The 18,768-nt window shown below is 62.7% G+C and carries 20 protein-coding genes; 10 read left to right on the top strand and 10 right to left on the bottom strand.

From position 1 onward, the window contains the following. Positions 1–3 precede the first annotated feature (3 nt). From ACTJKL_RS09080 to ptsN, 5 genes are all read left to right on the top strand, one after another. Positions 4–564: an LptA/OstA family protein gene (locus ACTJKL_RS09080; protein WP_018093989.1), complete on the top strand. Its 561-nt coding sequence runs from the start codon at positions 4–6 to the stop codon at positions 562–564. 19 nt (positions 565–583) lie between these two features. Then, positions 584–1,390, top strand: coding sequence for an LPS export ABC transporter ATP-binding protein (gene lptB / locus ACTJKL_RS09075; RefSeq protein WP_375341883.1), 807 nt, complete (start codon positions 584–586; stop codon positions 1,388–1,390). 174 nt (positions 1,391–1,564) lie between these two features. Continuing rightward, the gene (gene rpoN, locus ACTJKL_RS09070; RefSeq protein ID WP_440852723.1) at positions 1,565–3,109 is read left to right on the top strand and encodes an RNA polymerase factor sigma-54; all 1,545 of its coding nucleotides are present in this window, start codon (positions 1,565–1,567) and stop codon (positions 3,107–3,109) included. Between the two features lie 264 nt (positions 3,110–3,373). Then, entirely contained in the window at positions 3,374–3,946 is a 573-nt protein-coding gene (gene hpf, locus ACTJKL_RS09065; protein WP_100669775.1) for a ribosome hibernation-promoting factor, HPF/YfiA family, read from the top strand. 174 nt (positions 3,947–4,120) lie between these two features. Then, positions 4,121–4,585: a PTS IIA-like nitrogen regulatory protein PtsN gene (gene ptsN / locus ACTJKL_RS09060; protein ID WP_100669776.1), complete on the top strand. Its 465-nt coding sequence runs from the start codon at positions 4,121–4,123 to the stop codon at positions 4,583–4,585. A 121-nt stretch (positions 4,586–4,706) separates the two neighbouring features. On the opposite strand, the gene grpE is transcribed toward ptsN, so the two are convergent. After that, positions 4,707–5,333: a nucleotide exchange factor GrpE gene (grpE, locus tag ACTJKL_RS09055; RefSeq protein WP_026168514.1), complete on the bottom strand. Its 627-nt coding sequence runs from the start codon at positions 5,331–5,333 to the stop codon at positions 4,707–4,709. A gap of 158 nt (positions 5,334–5,491) precedes the next feature. Continuing rightward, on the bottom strand, positions 5,492–6,571 hold the full coding sequence (gene hrcA, locus ACTJKL_RS09050; protein WP_440852722.1) for a heat-inducible transcriptional repressor HrcA: 1,080 nt from the start codon (positions 6,569–6,571) through the stop codon (positions 5,492–5,494). Between the two features lie 257 nt (positions 6,572–6,828). Here hrcA and rph point away from each other — a divergent pair, with 257 nt between their 5' ends. The 4 genes from rph (at position 6,829) to hemW (ending at position 9,951) form a co-directional block, all read left to right on the top strand. Further along, positions 6,829–7,548 carry a ribonuclease PH gene (gene rph, locus ACTJKL_RS09045; RefSeq protein WP_018093983.1) on the top strand — a complete coding sequence of 240 codons (720 nt, stop codon included), beginning with the start codon at positions 6,829–6,831 and terminating at the stop codon, positions 7,546–7,548. A gap of 121 nt (positions 7,549–7,669) precedes the next feature. After that, positions 7,670–8,083 carry a VOC family protein gene (locus tag ACTJKL_RS09040; RefSeq protein ID WP_018093982.1) on the top strand — a complete coding sequence of 138 codons (414 nt, stop codon included), beginning with the start codon at positions 7,670–7,672 and terminating at the stop codon, positions 8,081–8,083. A gap of 30 nt (positions 8,084–8,113) precedes the next feature. Next, entirely contained in the window at positions 8,114–8,758 is a 645-nt protein-coding gene (gene rdgB, locus ACTJKL_RS09035) for an RdgB/HAM1 family non-canonical purine NTP pyrophosphatase (RefSeq protein ID WP_018093981.1), read from the top strand. A gap of 11 nt (positions 8,759–8,769) precedes the next feature. Then, a complete protein-coding gene (gene hemW, locus ACTJKL_RS09030) occupies positions 8,770–9,951 on the top strand; it encodes a radical SAM family heme chaperone HemW (RefSeq protein ID WP_324762777.1) in 1,182 nt (393 codons plus the stop codon). Between the two features lie 16 nt (positions 9,952–9,967). Here hemW and ACTJKL_RS09025 read toward each other — a convergent pair whose 3' ends face one another. The 8 genes from ACTJKL_RS09025 to mutM all read right to left on the bottom strand — a co-directional run bounded on the left by ACTJKL_RS09025 (position 9,968) and on the right by mutM (position 17,809). After that, positions 9,968–10,834 carry a nuclear transport factor 2 family protein gene (locus ACTJKL_RS09025; RefSeq protein WP_440852721.1) on the bottom strand — a complete coding sequence of 289 codons (867 nt, stop codon included), beginning with the start codon at positions 10,832–10,834 and terminating at the stop codon, positions 9,968–9,970. Between the two features lie 15 nt (positions 10,835–10,849). Beyond that, entirely contained in the window at positions 10,850–11,332 is a 483-nt protein-coding gene (locus ACTJKL_RS09020) for an SRPBCC family protein (RefSeq protein ID WP_018093978.1), read from the bottom strand. Positions 11,333–11,405: 73 nt separating this feature from the next. Beyond that, positions 11,406–12,674, bottom strand: coding sequence for an RNA polymerase sigma factor (locus ACTJKL_RS09015; protein ID WP_018093977.1), 1,269 nt, complete (start codon positions 12,672–12,674; stop codon positions 11,406–11,408). Next, a complete protein-coding gene (locus ACTJKL_RS09010) occupies positions 12,671–13,045 on the bottom strand; it encodes a YciI family protein (protein WP_018093976.1) in 375 nt (124 codons plus the stop codon). The genes ACTJKL_RS09015 and ACTJKL_RS09010 overlap by 4 nt, the downstream gene beginning before the upstream one ends. A gap of 124 nt (positions 13,046–13,169) precedes the next feature. Then, the gene (gene dnaA / locus ACTJKL_RS09005; protein ID WP_033047210.1) at positions 13,170–14,612 is read right to left on the bottom strand and encodes a chromosomal replication initiator protein DnaA; all 1,443 of its coding nucleotides are present in this window, start codon (positions 14,610–14,612) and stop codon (positions 13,170–13,172) included. 1,003 nt (positions 14,613–15,615) lie between these two features. Beyond that, positions 15,616–15,882: a 30S ribosomal protein S20 gene (rpsT, locus tag ACTJKL_RS09000; protein ID WP_440852720.1), complete on the bottom strand. Its 267-nt coding sequence runs from the start codon at positions 15,880–15,882 to the stop codon at positions 15,616–15,618. 191 nt (positions 15,883–16,073) lie between these two features. After that, positions 16,074–16,847 (bottom strand): enoyl-CoA hydratase, encoded by a 774-nt coding sequence (locus tag ACTJKL_RS08995; protein WP_275596906.1) that lies wholly within the window; start codon positions 16,845–16,847, stop codon positions 16,074–16,076. A 56-nt stretch (positions 16,848–16,903) separates the two neighbouring features. After that, entirely contained in the window at positions 16,904–17,809 is a 906-nt protein-coding gene (gene mutM, locus ACTJKL_RS08990; protein WP_379937074.1) for a bifunctional DNA-formamidopyrimidine glycosylase/DNA-(apurinic or apyrimidinic site) lyase, read from the bottom strand. A 181-nt stretch (positions 17,810–17,990) separates the two neighbouring features. On the opposite strand from mutM, the gene ubiE reads away from it, so the two are divergent. Then, the gene (gene ubiE / locus ACTJKL_RS08985; protein ID WP_100670031.1) at positions 17,991–18,767 is read left to right on the top strand and encodes a bifunctional demethylmenaquinone methyltransferase/2-methoxy-6-polyprenyl-1,4-benzoquinol methylase UbiE; all 777 of its coding nucleotides are present in this window, start codon (positions 17,991–17,993) and stop codon (positions 18,765–18,767) included. The last annotated feature ends 1 nt before the right edge of the window (position 18,768 follow it).

Raw genomic sequence — 18,768 nt, 5'->3', positions numbered from 1 at the left:
GCCATGTCGGTCAAACCTGCCGCTCTCATAAGGATTTCAGCCGCTCTGGCCGTGGCCGGGCTCGGCGCTTCGCTGATTGCTTCCGCCGCCCTCGCGCAGGCAACCTCCAGTCGCATGCAGGGCCTTCAGCTTTCGAACGACCAGCCGATCCAGATCGAGAGCGACAAGCTTGAGATCAAGGATCCGGAAAGCAAGGCGATCTTCACCGGTAATGTGAAGGTCGTCCAGGGCACGACGACGCTGCAGGCCGGCAACATGACCGTCTTCTACAAGGCGGGCGGCGGCTCGGTCACCAGCGGCAACGCCGATATCGATCGGATCGAGGTCAGCAACAAGGTGTTCCTCAGCTCCGGTGCGCAGCAGGCGACGGGCGAAAGCGGCATCGTCAACCTGACCAACCAGACGATCGTGCTCAAGGGCAAGAAGGTCGTGCTGTCGGAAGGCAAGAACGTCTTCGTGGGCTGCCAGTTGAACGTCCAGATGGACACCGGCGAAGCGCAGCTCGACGCCTGCGGCGGCCGCGTACAGATCCAGCTCGATCCGCAGTCCCGCAAGACGAACTGACATAGACCCGCTCGTGCAGATTCCTTTCCTCCAAAAACGCAAACGGGGCAAAAAGCCGTCGGCGGCAGCGACAGCTGCCCGCGCGGTCGACAAGGCGCGCTACGACGGCACGCTGATTGCCCGGGGCCTTACGAAATCATACCGCTCGCGCCGCGTCGTCAACGGTGTCTCGCTCGTCGTGCGCCGCGGCGAGGCTGTCGGCCTGCTTGGTCCGAACGGCGCAGGCAAGACGACCTGCTTCTACATGATCACCGGCCTCGTGCCGGTGGACGAGGGCTCGATCGAGATCAACGGCAACGACGTCACGACGATGCCCATGTATCGCCGGGCGCGCCTGGGCGTCGGCTACCTGCCGCAGGAGGCCTCGATCTTTCGCGGGCTGACGGTCGAGGATAACATCCGCGCGGTGCTGGAGGTTCACGACGAGAACGTCGAACGCCGCGAGAGCAAGCTCAACGATCTGCTTGGTGAATTTTCGATCACGCACCTGCGCAAATCGCCGGCCATCGCGCTATCGGGCGGCGAACGCCGGCGCCTTGAAATCGCCCGTGCGCTTGCGACCGACCCGACCTTCATGCTGCTCGACGAACCCTTTGCAGGCGTCGACCCTATCTCCGTCGCCGATATCCAGGCGCTCGTGCGCCACCTCACGTCGCGCGGCATCGGCGTCCTCATCACCGACCACAATGTGCGCGAGACGCTCGGGCTGATCGATCGGGCCTATATCATCCATGCCGGCGAAGTGCTGACGCATGGCCGCGCCAACGACATCGTCACCAACCCGGACGTGCGCCGGCTTTATCTCGGCGACAATTTCAGCCTCTGACATCTGCCGGCAGCGTGCATTCCGGCAGAACGGACGACCGCCGGCTGAATCGGCACCTCCGCCGCCGTCCGTGCTTGACCAAATTCCAGTAATAAGCAATTTTTGGGCCAACTAAAAAATGGGCCCGTCCAAGCGGACACGGCTCGGAGAACTCGACGGGAGTTTCACGCCAGCATGGCCTTGTCCGCCAGCCTTCATCTGAGACAGTCGCAGTCGCTGGTCATGACGCCGCAGCTGATGCAGTCGATCCAGCTGCTTCAGATGAACCATCTGGAGCTCAGCCATTTCATCGCGCAGGAAGTCGAGAAGAACCCGCTGCTGGAGGTCCAATCGGCCGATGAGGCAACGACATCGGATCGCGAGGATGCCAGTCCGCATCCGGCTGAGACCGGCGGCGAAATCGACGAAGCGGCAGGTCAGAGCGACCTGTACGACAGCGCCATGTCGAGATCCGGCGAGAGGCTCAGCGAAGGCTTTGACGCCGACTTCGCCAACGTCTTCCCCGACGATACGGCGCCGCAGCGGGCGGATGCGCCCGAGCTTCTCGGCCAATGGAAATCCATGCCGGGCGCCGGCGGCGCCGAGGGCTACGATCTCGACGATTTCGTTGCCGGCCGCAAGACGTTGAGGGAGACGCTCGCCGAGCAGCTGCCCTTCGCACTCAGCACTGCCTCCGATCGGCTGATCGCCCTGCACTTCATCGACCAGCTCGACGATGCCGGCTACCTGCACGCCGACCTCGCCGAGACGGCCGAGAAGCTGGGCGCGGCCGGCGAGGACGTGGCGCGCGTGCTGCAGGTGCTTCAGCAGTTCGATCCACCGGGGGTCTTTGCGCGCACGCTCGGCGAATGTCTTGCCATTCAGCTGCGCGCCCGCAATCGCCTCGACCCGGCGATGGAAGCGCTCGTGGCCAATCTCGAGCTCCTGGCACGGCGCGATTTCGCAAGTCTCAAGAAGATCTGCGGCGTCGACGAGGAAGACCTGGTCGATATGCTCGCCGAGATCCGCAAGCTCGATCCGAAACCGGGCACCAGCTTCGAAACCGGTGTCTTCGAGGCCATCGTTCCCGACGTCGTCGTGCGCGCCGCACCCGATGGCGGCTGGCTGGTCGAGCTCAATCCGGATGCCCTGCCCCGGGTTCTCGTCAACCACGACTATTTCACCGAAATATCGCGCTCCAGCCGGAAGAACAGCGGCGAACAGGCCTTTCTCAACGAGTGTCTGCAAAATGCGAACTGGCTGACGCGCAGCCTCGATCAGCGCGCCAGGACGATCATGAAGGTGGCAAGCGAAATCGTCCGGCAGCAGGACGCCTTTCTCGTCAACGGCGTCGGCCACCTGCGCCCGCTGAACCTCAGGATCGTCGCGGATGCGATCAAGATGCACGAGTCGACGGTGAGCCGGGTCACCTCCAACAAATACGTGCTGACCCCGCGCGGGCTCTTCGAACTGAAATATTTCTTCACCGTTTCGATCGGCTCGGCGGAAAACGGCGATGCACATTCGGCCGAGTCCGTGCGCCATCGCATCCGCACGATGATCAATCAGGAAAGCGCCGATGCCGTGCTCTCGGACGACGATATCGTCGACGTCCTCAAGAAAGCCGGCGTCGATATCGCCAGACGCACCGTCGCAAAATATCGCGAGACGATGAGCATCCCTTCCTCCGTCCAGCGCCGCCGCGAGAAACGCGCGCTGGCCAAAACCACGGCATTCTGAGCATTTCCGGGCGGCCGCAAGCGCATAAGCCGGGTTGCGCTTTGGGCTCTCGCCTGCGGAACCGCCGGGGCTCGATGAACGTTTAATCCCACGACGCGCAATTGACTCTGCGCGGTACAGCGGATATGAGGCCGCCGCGCTTGCATAGAGGCAGCGCGCGCTCACGATTTCGGTTGTTCGGGACTCCCGTCGCTGAAGTGCTTGGATGACGGGGGCGCTTGGAATAGACTGGGCACGCAATTCACGAACAAGAGAGGAAACTCCATGAGTGTGCGTGTATCCGGTAAACATATGGAAATCGGCGATTCGTTTCGCGTCCGCATCGGCGAGCAGATCGAGCAGGCCGTAACCAAATATTTCGACGGAGGATATTCGAGCCAGGTCACTGTGGAAAAGTCAGGGTCGCGATTCAGCGCCGACTGCAAGCTTCATCTCGATACGGGCGTGGTATTGCAGGCAAACGGTCAGGCGAACGAGCCACAGTCAGCCTTCGACGCGGCTTCGGAGCGCATCGAGAAGCGGCTCCGGCGCTACAAGCGCAAGCTCAAGGACCATCACAACGGCAACGGGCAGAATGCCACCGAAGTGGCCTATCGAGTGATGGACTCGGTGCCCTTCGAGGACGAGGAAGTCCCCGACGATTATGCGCCGACGATCGTTGCCGAAACAACGAAACAGTTGAGAACAATGTCCGTCGCCAATGCCGTTATGGCCTTGGACATGACGGATGAACCGGTGCTGATGTTCCGCAGCCCCGGCAAGGATGACCTGAACATCGTCTATCGGCGCAACGATGGGAATATTGGCTGGATCGACGCCGCCAATATCAAGGCATGAGTGGGGATGGGGGAAGCCAGCCGGACTGGCGTCCCCCGTCTTTCCGATCAGCGGGACGGCGGAAAAGCTCGACTTTTCTGTGCATTCGACCCGCCAAGACAAAGATGGGTAGAGCCATCACGGCGCATTTGTGATGAGATTGCCAGGCTCTAACCGGCGAACGAGGATAAAAGAATGGCATTGGCAGGCTTGCTGCATCAAAATGCGATCATCCCGGCCATGAGGGCCAACTCGAAGAAGCAACTCCTTCAGGAATTGGCGGCAAAAGCATCGAAGCTCACCGGTCTTCCGGAGCGGGAGATCTTCGACGTCATCCTGCAGCGAGAAAGACTCGGCTCGACCGGGGTGGGCAACGGCATCGCCATCCCGCACGGCAAGCTCAGCAGTCTGCCGTCGATCGTCGGTATCTTTGCGCGGCTCGATACGCCCGTGGATTTCGAAGCATTGGACGACCAGCCGGTCGACCTCGTCTTTCTGCTGCTTGCACCGGAAGGTGCCGGCGCCGACCACCTCAAGGCGCTCTCGCGCATCGCCCGCGTGCTGCGCGACCACGACATGGTGTCGCGTATCCGAGCGAGCGACTCGGCAAGCGCGATCTACACGCTGCTTAGCGACGACACGACCTCGCACGCTGCCTGAGTATCTTCTGCCTGCTGTCCTGCCGGAGCCGGTTGGAAGAGCATGCGATATTTCGAACAATGACGAAGGGCCGCGCACCTGGCAGAGTGCGCGGCCCTTCGCAAATCGCATTCATGCGCCGTCAGGCAGCAGGCGTCTCGCTTTCAGAGGACGCGGCTTTCGGGCCGCCCTTAGCAACACCGACCATCGCCGGGCGCAGAACGCGCTCGCCGATCGTGTATCCCGCCTGGACCACCTGGACGACCGTGTTGTTCGGGACCTCGGTGTTCGGGACCTCGAACATGGCCTGGTGGAAATTCGGATCGAACTTCTGACCGGTGGGGTCCAACTGCTTCACGCCGTGACGCTCGAGCGCCGCGAGCATCGACCGTTCGGTCATCTCCACGCCCTCGATGAGTGCTTTCAGGCCGGCATCGCCCGCCTCTCTGGCGTCGGCCGGAATCGCATCCAGCGCGCGGCGCAGGTTGTCGGAGACCGCCAGCATGTCGCGCGCGAAGCCCGCGACGGAATAGGACTTCGCGTCCTTCACGTCACGTTCGGTGCGCCGGCGCAGGTTGTCCATCTCCGCAGCGAGGCGAAGATATTTGTCGCGCAGTTCCGCACTCTCGGCCCTGGCAAGCTCAAGCGGATCTGGCGCGGTCGTGGAAGCATCCGCCTCCGGCTTCTCCGCGGCTTGCGGCTCAGCGGCTGTTTCGAATTCTTCAGGCGCCGCGGCCTCGGGTCCGTTCTTGTTCGTTTCGTCGGTCATGACGTTCTCCGAATTTCTGTCTTTTGCTCTGTTCGGCATCATCAAACCAGCGGAAGTCGCTTTGCTTGAACGTTCTGTTGCCTGGATTTGAAGCCCGATATCGATGTTTGGGCCCGAAAAATCAAGAGTCGATTGCTGCATCGATCAAAAGGATTCGCTCAGCGCGACAGCCGCGACATGAGCTGCGCGGTGTAATCGACCATGGGAACGATGCGGGAATAGTTGAGCCGGGTCGGCCCGATGACACCGACCGCGCCGACGATACGGTCGTCGCTGTCGCGGTAGGGAGCGACGATCAGCGAGGATCCGGAGAGTGAAAACAGCTTGTTTTCGGAACCGATGAAGATGCGCACGCCCGGGCCGCTCTCGGCGAGGTTGAGGATCTCGATCAGGCTGTCCTTCTTTTCGAGGTCATCGAAGAGCATGCGCAGCCGCTCAATGTCATCCGTCCCTTCCAATCCTTCGAGCAGATTGGCGCGGCCCCTGACGATCAGCCGCGCCGGCTGGCCGTCGCCCTCGCTTCCGGACCAGATCGCCAGCCCACGCTCGACCAGGTCCTGCGAGAGCGCGTCGAGCTCGCCGCGCACCGTCTCCTTGACCTTTTCCAGTTGCGTCCGCAGTTCGGGGATCGTCTGACCGGCAAGGTGAGCGTTGACGAAGTTCGCCGCTTCGGTGAGCTGGGCGCTGGTGATCCCGGCCGGCAGCTCGATGATGCGATTCTCCACCTGATCGTGCTCGCCGACGAGCACTGCCAGCGCCTTGGTCGGCGCCAGCCGGATAAACTCGACATGCTTGAGAACGGGGTCGCTCTTGGTGGTGATGACGAGACCTGCGCCGCGCGACATGCCGGACAGCATCTGGCTCGCCTCGGTAAGAAGGTTTTCGACCGACCAGTCGCGATTTCCCGGGTGAACCTGCCTTTCGATCGAGGCGCGTTCCTCCGGCGAGAGATTGCCCACCTGCATGAAGGCGTCCACGAAGAAGCGCAGGCCCAGCTGCGTCGGAAGCCGGCCGGCGCTGACATGGGGGGAATAGATCAGGCCCAGATCCTCGAGATCGCTCATCACGTTGCGAACCGAGGCCGGCGACAGCGACACCGGCAACAGCCGAGAGAGATTGCGCGAGCCCAGCGGCTCCCCGCTTTCCAGATAGCTCTCGACAATGCGGCGGAAGATCTCGCCGGAGCGCTCGTCCAGCGCCGATGCGATCCCCTTCGTTCCAGGGTTGCGCAGTACCATGTCACTCCGTGATCAGTATCCCGTGTTCGCAAAGAATATAGTGATCCGCACGGGGAATGGCAAAAGGGAAAAATCACTGCGAAGCTTCGACATCAAGCGGTTCCCTTTGCCCACGCCATGATCTAGAAGGCTCACGAAAGCGCCGCGTGTCTTCAGACGCGCAAAGGCCGCTGGAGCACTTTGAATTCTGCATGGTCTTGTCCTTGAACCGAACAGGACTCGAAGGAACATGCAGTCGGGATCGACAGGAGTTGACGATGCGGCCATCCGGTAGAAAAATCGACCAAATGCGCAAGGTCTCGTTCGAGCGCAATTTCTCCAAGCATGCGGAAGGATCCTGCCTGGTACGCTTCGGCGACACGCATGTTCTGTGCACCGCCAGCCTGGAGGAAAAAGTTCCGGCGTGGCTGCGCAACGGCGGCAAGGGCTGGATCACCGCGGAATACGGCATGCTGCCGCGCGCGACCGGCGAGCGCATGAGGCGCGAGGCGGCGACCGGCAAGCAGAGCGGCCGCACGCAGGAGATCCAGCGGCTGATCGGGCGGTCGCTCAGAGCCGTGGTCGATCTTCCGGCGCTCGGCGAACGTCAGATCTCGATCGACTGCGACGTGCTTCAGGCCGACGGCGGCACGCGCACTGCGTCGATCACCGGCGCCTGGATCGCCCTCCACGACTGTTTGAAGTGGATGGAAGCGCGCAACATGGTCAAGCTGGAGAAGGTCCTGAAAGATCATGTGGCCGCCATTTCCTGCGGCATCTTCGCCAATCAGCCGGTCATCGACCTCGATTATCTCGAAGACTCGGCTGCGGAGACGGATGCCAATTTCGTGATGACGGGCAGCGGCGGCCTGGTCGAGATCCAGGGAACGGCGGAAGGCAAGCCCTTCAGCGAAGAAGAATTTGCAAGCCTGATGCTGCTCGCCAAGAACGGCATTGCCGAACTCGTCGAAATGCAGAAGCAGGCGATAGCAGGCTAGACTGCTCTCTGCTGCACGGCAGCAGTGAGATGATCTGACGCTTCGACAATATGCACCTCCGGACGGAACACCGTCATGGCTTTCCGGAAGTGCTCTGGATCACTTGAGAGGAACCGGTCCGGTGCCGACATTCGAAGGCATTCTGGAAACCGCGCTTTACGCGGACGATCTCGACCAGGCCGAGGCCTTCTACGGAACGGTCCTCGGCCTTGAAAGGATCACGCGCGCCGGTAGCCGCCATGTCTTCTTCCGCTGCGGCGAAGGCGTGCTGTTGATCTTCAACCCGGCGGAGACGGTGAAGCCGCCTGCACCGGGCGCACTTCCCGTGCCTCCGCACGGGACGAAGGGCAACGGGCACATGTGCTTCCGGGTCGCCGCCGAGGCACTCGATGCCTGGAAGGCGAAACTGGAGGCAGCCGGAGTTTCGATCGAGGCGGATGTCCGCTGGCCGAACGGCGCCCGCTCCTTCTATTTCCGCGATCCGGCCGGCAACAGCCTGGAATGCGCGGAAGCGGGCCTCTGGGCCAAGGATTGATTTCGGCAGAACCTGAACGGAACGGAACAGATGCGCAGACTGATCGACAAGACGCTCGTCGTCGCGAGCCATAATGCCGGCAAGATCCGTGAGATCCGCGATCTCATCGGGCCGCTCGGCTTCGAGGCGAAATCGGCAGCCGATCTCGATTTCGTCGAGCCGGAAGAGACCGGCACGACCTTCGAGGAGAACGCGACGATCAAGGCGCTCGCCTCGGCCAGGGCTTCCGGACTGCCGGCGCTTTCGGACGATTCCGGTCTTGCCATCGACGCGCTCGGCGGCGCCCCCGGCGTCTACACGGCCAACTGGGCCGAACGTGAGGACGGCAGCCGCGACTTCCAGATGGCCATGGAAAAGGTCGAAGAGGCGCTCCGCGACAAGGGTGCGGTGACGCCCGAAAGCCGTACCGCACGCTTCGTGTCCGTTCTCTGCCTTGCCTGGCCGGACGGGCATGTCGAGCTCTTTCGCGGCGAGGTCGAGGGTTATGTCGTCTGGCCGCCGCGCGGCACCAGCGGCTTTGGCTACGATCCGGTCTTCCAACCGAAGGGCTACGACACCACATTCGGCGAAATGAGTGCGGAGGAGAAGCATGGCTGGAAGCCCGGCGATCCCGAGGCTCTGTCGCACCGCGCCCGCGCATTCAAGCTGTTCGCCGAAACCTGTCTCGGCGCCTGAGTAGAGAGACGATGCAGATAGCCCCGCTTTCAGCGATCGGTGACGGCATGGATCCCGGTTTCGGGGTCTATGTGCACTGGCCGTTCTGCGCGGCGAAATGCCCCTATTGCGACTTCAATAGCCATGTGCGCCACCAGCCGGTGGATCAGCCTCGCTTCGTCGCCGCATTTCTGAAGGAAATGGCTGCGGTGCGCGCGCTTTCCGGTCCGAGAACCGTCACCAGCATTTTCATGGGCGGGGGTACCCCGTCGCTGATGGAGCCTCAGACGGTGGAGGCGATCCTCGACGGCATTGCCCGGCATTGGCACGTGCCCGATGGCATCGAGATCACCATGGAGGCGAACCCCTCCAGCGTCGAGGCGACGCGCTTCCGCGGCTATAGGGCGGCCGGCGTCAACCGCGTCTCGCTCGGCGTCCAGGCTCTCAACGACCGTGACCTCAAATTTCTCGGGCGGCTGCACGATGTCGAGAATGCGTTGAAGGCCGTGCGGCTCGCCCGCGAGATCTTTCCGCGGATGTCCTTCGACCTGATTTATGCGCGGCCGAACCAGACGGTCGAGGAATGGGAGCGCGAACTGAAGGAGGCGGTTTCCTACGCCGTCGATCATCTGTCGCTCTACCAGCTTACCATCGAGGAAGGGACGCCCTTCTACGGCCTGCACAAGGCAGGCAAGCTCGTCGTTCCGGATGGCGAGCAGTCGGCTGTCCTCTACGAGGCCACGCAGGAGATCACCGCGGCGATCGGCATGCCGGCCTATGAGGTCTCCAACCATGCCCGGCCGGGGGCCGAGAGCCGGCACAACCTCACCTATTGGCGCTACGGCGACTATGCGGGCATCGGCCCCGGCGCCCATGGGCGGCTGGCGATCGGATCAGGCAAGATCGCGACCGCAACCGAGCGCAACCCCGAGGCATGGCTGCAACGCGTCGAAGAATGCGGCGAAGGCCTGATCGAGCGGGAACTGCTCGATTTCGAGGCGCAGGCCGATGAGCTTTTGCTGATGGGGTTGAGGCTGCGCGAAGGCGTCGATCTCGCCCGCTGGCAGACCCTCTCGGGCCGCGATCCGGATCCGGCCCGGGAAGAGTTCCTGATCGAGCATGGTTTCATCGAACGGATCGGCAATTCGCGGCTGCGCTGCACGCCCGCCGGAATGCTGATCCTCGACGCCGTGGTGGCCGACCTCGCCTGCTGATCGCGGGCCGAGCGGTTCAACCGCCTTCCTTTACCGGTGCGACGATCCCCCAGGTAACCCCGAAGGGATCTTTGAGCTGGCCGTAATGATCGCCCCAGAAGGCGATCTCCAGCGGCATCGTCACCTCCGCGCCGGCCTCCACCGCCCGTTTCCACCAGAAATCCGCGTCGTCGACGACGAGGTGCAGCACGAAGCCCTCCGGCGGCTTCCAGGGATGGCCGAATTCCGGGAAGGGATCGTTCAGCATCAATGCGCCGCCGTTGATCGTCAGGTGGCAGTGGATGAGGCGCTTTCCGTCCTGGGCAAGTTTGCGGTCCTCCTCCTTGGCGCCGAAAGCGCGGACGTAGAAGGCCGCCGCCGCATCTGCATCCTCCACGTTGAGATAGGCGATGACACCGGGCATGGGCGGGCGCGACGGTGCTTGCCAGTCGACCTCGGATCGAGGATCGAGATCGATCGCCGCCTTGAAGCTCCCGTCCATGTAGAAGGGAACGGATTCGTGCTGATGGGCAATCTTCCATCCCCTGTCGGTGCGCGTCAGGCCCAAGGTCAGGCGATACCAGAGCGCCGCCTTCTGACCATCGTGCTTCTCGCCGGAAAGATGCGTCAGCGCAGTGGCGAAGGCGACGTCGCCGCTCACCGAAACGTCGAGATCCTCGAGGGTGAAGCCGAGCGGTCCTTTCCACGTGGAGAACCACTGCTCGAGGCCGCCGGCATCTGCGTCGGAGGCCTTGAGGGGCGGCGCCAGGGAAAAGACGAGGCAATCGTCCGTGCCGTGGGCGAGGACGCGGGCGGCATCCTTCCGGCGCAACGCCTCCGCCCAGCCCCCGATTACCTCCTCGATTTCCGCAATGGCCGTATTGCTGCTCCCGGTAATGGTCATGACCCGGTCCTCCCCTCAGAGTTTCGCAACGAGTGCTGCAAGCTGATCGGCGCATTGGCCCCAGCCCTCGTGGAAGCCCATCTTCTCATGGGCATCGCGGTCCTCGACGCTCCAATGGAGCGCGCGGGCCGTATAGCGGGTCTTGCCGCCCTCGTTCTCGAAGGTCATGACCGCCGTCATGAACGGCTTTTCGGACGGCTTCCAGGCTTCCGTAAAGGCATCGGTGACGACGATCTTCTCGTTCGGCACGACTTCCAGATAGACGCCCTGATTAGGATAGAGTTCGCCCTCGGGCGAGCGCATGACAAAGCGGTTGATGCCGCCCGCCCTGACGTCGAGCTCCGCTTCCGTGATCGTCCACGGCAGAGGGGCGAACCACTGCTTCAGAAGCCCGGCTTCCGTGAAGGCCCGGTAGACCTTCTCGCGCGGGGCATCGATCAGCCGGGTCAGAACCAGTTCGCGTTCGCCGCCGGAATTGGTGTCGGTCGCTGCAGTCATTTTCGAATTCCTCCATGTTGGTTCATTCCAAGGACGAAAGAGGATGCCGCCTGCCGACAGGGGTCAGAAAAAATTATCGCTCTTCTTCCGCGACCGTCGCCGGCTCGGCCGCGAGGTGATCGAGCTGCATGCGGATATAGGCCGCTTCGGCCGCGTTGGTGGCCAGTGCGATCGCCCGGTCGAAGGCGGCGCGCGCCTCGCATGCCCGGCCGAGTTGCTTCAAAAGGCCGCCGCGCAGGCCATGATAATAGAAATAGCCGGAAAGCCTCTCGCCAAGGGGCTCCACCATCGCCAGTGCGGCCTCCGCTCCCTCCCGTTTGGAGACGGCGACCGCGCGATTGAGCGTGACGACCGGAGAGGGCTGCAGGCGCTCGAGCGCCTGGTAGAGGAGGTCAATCTCCTCCCAATCCGTCTGCTCAGGACGTTCGGCGCGGGCGTGCAGGGCGGCGATCGCTGCCTGTATCTGGTAAGGCCCGGGGCGGCGATGGCGCATTGCCTTGTCGATCATCGCCAGCGCCTCGGTAATCATCGGCCGACTCCAGAGCCGCCGATCCTGATCTTCGAGCAGGACGACGGCACCGTTTGCATCGAAGCGCGCGCGGGCGCGCGAATGCTGAAGCAGCAGAAGTGCCGTCAGTCCCATGATTTCCGGCTCGGCGGGAAACAGCCGCAGCAGCAGCCGCGACAGGCGGATCGCCTCGTCGCAAAGATCGGCGGAGACGCCCTCGGCGCCGTTCATCGCCGAATAACCCTCGTTGAAGACGAGATAGATCATCGTCGCGACCGCAGCGAGCCGCTCGGCGCGATCGGCGGCATCGGGTGTCTCGAACGGGATGCCGGCGGCCGCCACGCGGGCCTTGGCGCGGGTGATGCGCTGCTCCATCGCGGCTTCGCTGACGAGAAAAGCACGGGCGATCTGCCTGACGGAGAGCCCCGATACGATGCGCAGTGCAAGCGCGATCTGCTGGGTTGCCGGAAGCGTCGGATTGCTGCAGACGAAGAGCAGCCGCAGGATGTCGTCGCGGTAATGCGCCCCGTCGAGGCGATCGGCGAGCTCGCTCTCCCGGTCTTCGAGGTCGGAGAGCAGTTCCTCCGGGGGCAGCGCCGTCTCGCGCGACTGCCGCCGCACCCTGTCGATGCCGCTATTGCGTCCGACGAAGATGAGCCAGGCGGCGGGATCGCGCGGCGGACCGGTACGGGGCCAGTTTTTCAGCGCCCGGATACAGGCCTCCTGAAATGCCTCCTCCGCCAGATCGAGATTGCGAAAGTAGCGCAGCAGCGCACCCATTGCCTGCGGCCGCGCGGAAACAAGAGCAAGATCGATCCAGCCTGTGTCGGTCATGAGGGCAACTCACCGGGTTTATAAAGCGCGAGCGGCCGGACTTCGTAGGAGCCCGTGCTCGGATTGGCGTTACTCAGATCGCGCGCGAAGTCGAGCGCCTCGTCCAGCGAGGCGCAATCGATCAGATAGAAGCCGAGCAACTGTTCCTTGGTCTCGGCGAAGGGGCCGTCGATGACGATCGTCTCGCCGGCGCTGTGGCGCAGCGTCGCCGCCGCCGTCGTCGGCACCAGCCGCGCCACGGGCCCCAGCTTGCCCGCTTCGACATATTTGCGTTGGACGGCGCTCAGATCACGCATGACCCGCTCGTCCTCCTCCTTGCTCCAGGCACTGGTGACGCTTTCATCGTTGTAGCAAAGCACGGCGTAAAGCATTGAAAATCTCCGCTCTGGTCTGAAGACGAATGGCGGTATTGATAGCCGACAAGCGACGGGAAAAAAACGCTCAACAAAAAAGCCCGGCGGACCGGGCTTTTCGTAACTTCGAGCTTACCTTCGTCTATTCGTTGATCAGTCGCTTCAAAAGCTCGATCTCGTGGCTGAGCTTGGTGTCGGCAGAAATCAGTTCCTCGATCTTGCGCACCGCATGGAGCACGGTCGTGTGGTCGCGCCCGCCGAAGCGGCGGCCGATTTCGGGGAAGGAGCGTGGGGTCAGTGTCTTCGACAGATACATTGCGATCTGGCGCGGCTTGACGATGACGCGGGTTCGGCGGTTCGAGACCAGCTCCTGACGCGAGACGTTGTAATGCTTGGCCACTACGCGCTGGATATCTTCGATGCGGACGCGGCGCGGTTCCCCGGCATTGACGAGATGGCCGAGCAGTTCGTCGACCCGCTCGATCGAAAGCTGCGGCTCGAAGGAGCGACGGAAGAGAAGCTGATTGAAGGCGCCCTCGAGTTCGCGGCCGCTGGCTGTCACGTTGCGGGCGACATGGCTCAGGATCTCGGGCGGAATCTCGAGCGAGGCATCGTCCTGGCGCGCCGCTTCGAGACGACGCTTCAGCATTTCCAGGCGCATCTCGTAGTCCGGCCCTTCCATCTCGATCGCCACGCCGCCTTGCAGGCGCGAGCGAACGCGGCTGTCGAGCGATTCCAGCTCCCAGGGTGCACGGTCGGCGGCGACGACCACCTGTTTGGCGGAGTCGAGCAGCATGTTCAACAGATGGCAGAACTCGTGCTGGATCGACTTGCCCTGCAGGAACTGCATGTCGTCGATAATGAGAAGGTCGATGTTGCGAAGCGATTCCTTCAGCGACAGCGCGTCATTGTCGCGGATCGCCGTTGCGAAACGCCACATGAAATATTCGGCCGTCAGATAGACGACGCGCGGCGCGCGCGCACTCTGGAGGGCCGCGAGAGCGATCGCCTGCAGGAGATGCGTCTTGCCGAGACCAACGCTCGAATGGATGAAGAGCGGATTGAAGCGCACGGCGCCGGCGCCGGCCTCGGCAATCGTACGCGCTGCCGCGAGCGCGACCCGGTTCGACGAGCCCTCTACGAAACTATCGAAACCGTAGCGCTGATCGAGAGGCGAGCCGAAAAGCGGCGCCTGGACCGGTCTCGCCGGAGCTGCCGCAACCGTGGCGGCGGCAATTGCCACGGAGGGGGCCGCCGAACGGCGGGAAGGAGAGACGGGCGCCGCTTCGGCAACCGCGGCAACGCTCTCCTCAGGAGCCGTCGGGCGATGACCGCGGGTCGCAGTGCGCACGAGGATCTCCACCTTCAGTATTTCGCCGTCCTCCTGCTGGACGAGCGTGGTGATCAGATCGAGATAGCGATTATTGATCCAGGACTTCAGAAAAGTCGTCGGGACCGAGAGGCGCACGACGCTTTTCGACACTGAATGGAGCTTGAGGCGTCCAAACCAACTTGCGAAGACATCCGGTCCGACCTGGGCTTTCAAGCGCGCACTTACCCGCTCAAACAGTGCGTCATGCCGCATGTCGTGTTTTTCCCCCGCCGCCTGAGACTGATTGCTTCCGGCCTGAAAACCTTCAGGTGCCGTCGCCAAATTCATCCGCATCTTGCCGCCTTCCAATTTCATTATTCCGACGCCGTCATTTCTGGCGGCCTCATCTTTATGTCCGCCCGCCACGGCCGCTCAAAGCCATGCCGCGTCAGCCGGACGCTCTGATACGCACCGAACCCGGGCTCCTCATATCCCGTCACGGCGCGCTGCGCTCATTCGCTCGCCTTCGCCTCAAGCAAATGTCCCCTCGCACTCCGCCTTACCGACTCTGCACGGCTATTTTCAAGCCGACCAGAACCGTTTTTCCTCGTTGTCGGCTGACCGCACCCTCGTACGTAGCGGACAGCCCGAGCCTCCTTCTTCCTATCCCATGCATTCACAAGGCTAAGCCCGGCCGGCAACCATAAGACGAAACGTCCTCGCTCCGGTGCGAAGGCTCGCCCGGTTTTATCGTCTCGACTTGTTTGATTGATCGACGTGGAATTAACCCCGCCACAGGCGACGGAAAGCCCAAAGTCACCCCGATTGGAATGACCCTTAAACTTCCTCGTACAGATGTGATCTGTGTCCCCTGTGGAAGGCATTTAGGCAGGATCGCCCGGCAAGATCAATGGCGTTTTTTACCCGCTCGTAAGCGTCGACAGTTGACTCTCGTGCCGGGTTTTGCATGCCGCTCCCGAGTCCGGCGAGAATCGCTGTTGAATCAAGGGTTTTGTTTTTTGCGTTCTTGCTTAGCTGGCGAAAAAGAAAAAAAATAAAAAATGGCTTGACTCACTTCGGACTCAATCCGCCCGCGTCGCGAGACCACATTTTTGCCGCAACCTCTCATAAGCCACTGAAAAAACTGCGTATTTTTTGTCACGGGATTGACACGAGCGTGACCAGGTCAATCGCGCGCACCGTTGACGACGGCACGAATCGGAAAAGCCCGGCGGTAACGCCGGGCGCTTCATCAACAGCTTTTTTCTTAGCCGGGTTAGGCCGAAAGTCTCTTCACGCGCTGCGCCAGGCGCGAAACCTTGCGCGATGCCGTGTTGGAATGCATTACGCCTTTCGTGGCGGCGCGCATCAGTTCCGGCTGTGCCGCCTTCAGGGCGGCGGCTGCGAGTGCCTGATCGCCGGAAGCGATCGCTTCCTCGACCTTGCGGACGAAGCTGCGGATGCGCGAACGACGGGCCTTGTTCACTGCGGTACGGCGTGCGATCTTGCGGGTCGCCTTTTTCGCCGAAGTTGTATTGGCCATTGATGCCTCTCTTCGAAAACTGACATGGACTCCGCCTCGCCGTGCCGGGTCACTGCGACCTGTCATACAAGCAATTCGGGAGTATTATCGGAAAGCCTCGAACGAGGGCGTTCCAAACTGAGGGCGGCGTATAAAGCGAAACCGCCCGCACGTCAACGCGCAATTTGAGAAAACAGAGTCCTGTCCGTGGCTCACCTGTGTTTGAATTCGGCTTTGCGCTTGGCGACGAAGGCGGCCATGCCCTCTTTCTGGTCCTCCGTTGCGAAAAGCGACTGGAAGAGCCGCCGCTCGAAGCGCAGGCCCTCGGCGAGCGTCAGTTCCAGAGAGCGATTGACTGCCTCCTTGGCCATCATCGCCGCCGGCAGCGAGAATGACGCGATCTTCTTCGCGGCGTCGAGCGCCTCCTCCAGGAGCCTGTCCGGAGCCACCACGCGCGAAACGAGCCCCGAGCGCTCGGCCTCCGCCGCGTCCATCATGCGGCCGGTGAGAATGAGGTCCATGGCCTTCGCCTTGCCGACTGCGCGGGTCAGGCGCTGCGATCCGCCCATGCCGGGAATGACGCCGAGGGTAATCTCCGGCTGGCCGAACTTCGCCGTTTCGGAGGCGATGATGAAGTCGCACATCATGGCGAGCTCGCAGCCACCGCCGAGCGCGAAACCGGATACGGCGGCGATCATCGGCTTGCGGGCGTTCGCGACATGCTCCCAGCCGCCAAGGAAATCGGCGAGGTAACCGTCGACGAAATCGAGCCCCTGCATCTCCTTGATGTCCGCGCCGGCGGCAAAGGCCTTCTCGGAGCCGGCAAGGACGATGGCGCCGACGTCCCTGTCGGCGTCGAAGGCCTTCAGCGCGGCATCGAGCTCGCGCATCAGCACCGCATTCAGCGCATTGAGCGCCTGCGGCCGGTTGAGCGTGATCAGGCCCACGCGGCCCTGCGTTTCGACCAGCAACGTCTCGTAACTCATTCCCGTCTCCTTCACGCGTTGTCGCAAGATTGAAGAGCGGAATGTGCCATGCCGCCCTATTTCTGGCAGTGCGGACAATAAAAGGTCGAACGTCCCGCCTGTACTATGCGGGCGACCGTACCGTGGCAGCCGGGCGTGCGGCAAGCCTCGCCTTCCCTGTCATAGACGGAGAAGCTGTGCTGGAAATAGCCGAGACTGCCGTCCGCCTGAATGTGATCCTTGAGCGAGGAGCCGCCGGCGGCAATCGCATCGGCAATCACGGCGCGGATCCTTTCCGTCAGTGCAATCAGCGCCTGTTTCGGGCGGCCCCGCTTGTCGACAAGCGTGCCTGCCGCCCTTTTCGGCGAGAGGCCCGAGCGCCACAACGCCTCGCAGACATAGATATTTCCGAGGCCCGCGATCGTCCTCTGGTCAAGAAGAGCGGCTTTCAGCGGCTGGACCTTGCCGGCGAAACGGGCGGCGAGATAGGCGGCGTCGAGGGCATTGCCGGTCGGCTCCTCACCGAGGCCGCGGAGATAGACGTGGTCGGCGAGCGCCGAGCGCCGAGCCAGATCCATGAAACCGAAGCGACGCGGATCGTTATAGATCACCCGAGCCGGACCGGAGCCGCCATCGAGATGGAAGACGACATGATCGTGCTTCTCGTCCTTGCCGCGCGGGTGGTGGAAGGCGCCGGGCGTGGCCGGATTCGCGCCAGCCTCTATCGGGCCCTTCTCGATCCGGAACGAGCCGGACATGCCGAGATGGGCGATGATGACGTCGCCGCCCTCGAGCTCGATCATCAGATATTTGGCGCGCCGCGAGAGGGCGATGATGCGGCGGCCCGCGACCGCGTTGGCGAAATTCTCGGGGAACGGAAAGCGCAGATCCGGCCGGCGCAACTCCGCCCGCACCAGAAGCGCACCCTCCATGGTCGGCGCCAGTCCGCGCCTGACCGTTTCCACCTCGGGCAATTCCGGCATCGGCCGTGTTCCTTCATCCTTTATTCATCGCACCCGCCCACGTGAGCGGCACGCCATTCCCATGACGCCGTCGATAGCCTATATCCCGCTGCATGCGGCAGCCGGTCGCCTCTCGCTCAGATAGCGTGCACGGAGCGATTTCGCTATGGTGCCGGCAAAATTCGTTGAAGTGGAGTTTCGTATGGCGGATGAGCGCGTATCGGCGAGGGGCGGAATGGAGACCTCATTCGGTTTCCGCGAAGTCGGCACGGGCGAGAAGCAGCCGCTCGTCAACGACGTCTTCCACAAGGTCGCCAAACGCTACGACATCATGAACGACGTGATGTCGGCCGGGCTGCACCGCGTCTGGAAAGATGCGATGATCGCGGCGCTCAACCCGCCGAGCCGCGAGGGCTATCGGGTTCTCGATGTCGCCGGCGGCACCGGTGACATCGCCTTCCGCATCGTCGAGCGCTCCGGGCGCAAAGCCCATGCGACCGTCCTCGACATCAACGGCTCGATGCTCTCGGTGGGCGCCGAGCGCGCCCGCAAGAAGGGGATCGACGCCAATCTCGACTTCGTCGAGGCCAACGCCGAAGACCTGCCCTTCGCGGCGAATTCATTCGACGCCTACACGATCGCCTTCGGCATCCGCAACGTGCCGCGCATCGAGGTCGCGCTCAAGGAGGCCTACCGCGTGCTGAAGCGCGGCGGCCGGCTCCTCGTGCTCGAATTCTCCGAAGTGGAGATGCCGCTGCTCGACCGCTTCTACGACGCATGGTCCTTCAATGCGATTCCGAAATTCGGCAAGCTCATCACCGGCGACGATGCGCCCTACCAATATCTGGTAGAATCGATCCGCAAGTTTCCGAACCAGCGTGATTTCGCCGCCATGATCCGTGACGCCGGCTTCGCCCGCGTCTCCTTCACCAATTATACCGGCGGCATCGCAGCGCTGCATTCCGGCTGGAAAATCTGAG

Source organism: Sinorhizobium sp. 22678 (assembly GCF_052044265.1).
GTDB lineage: Bacteria > Pseudomonadota > Alphaproteobacteria > Rhizobiales > Rhizobiaceae > Sinorhizobium > Sinorhizobium meliloti_A.
The sequence above is the reverse complement of the archived record's forward strand: the minus strand, read 5'-3'. Positions and strand labels throughout refer to the sequence as shown.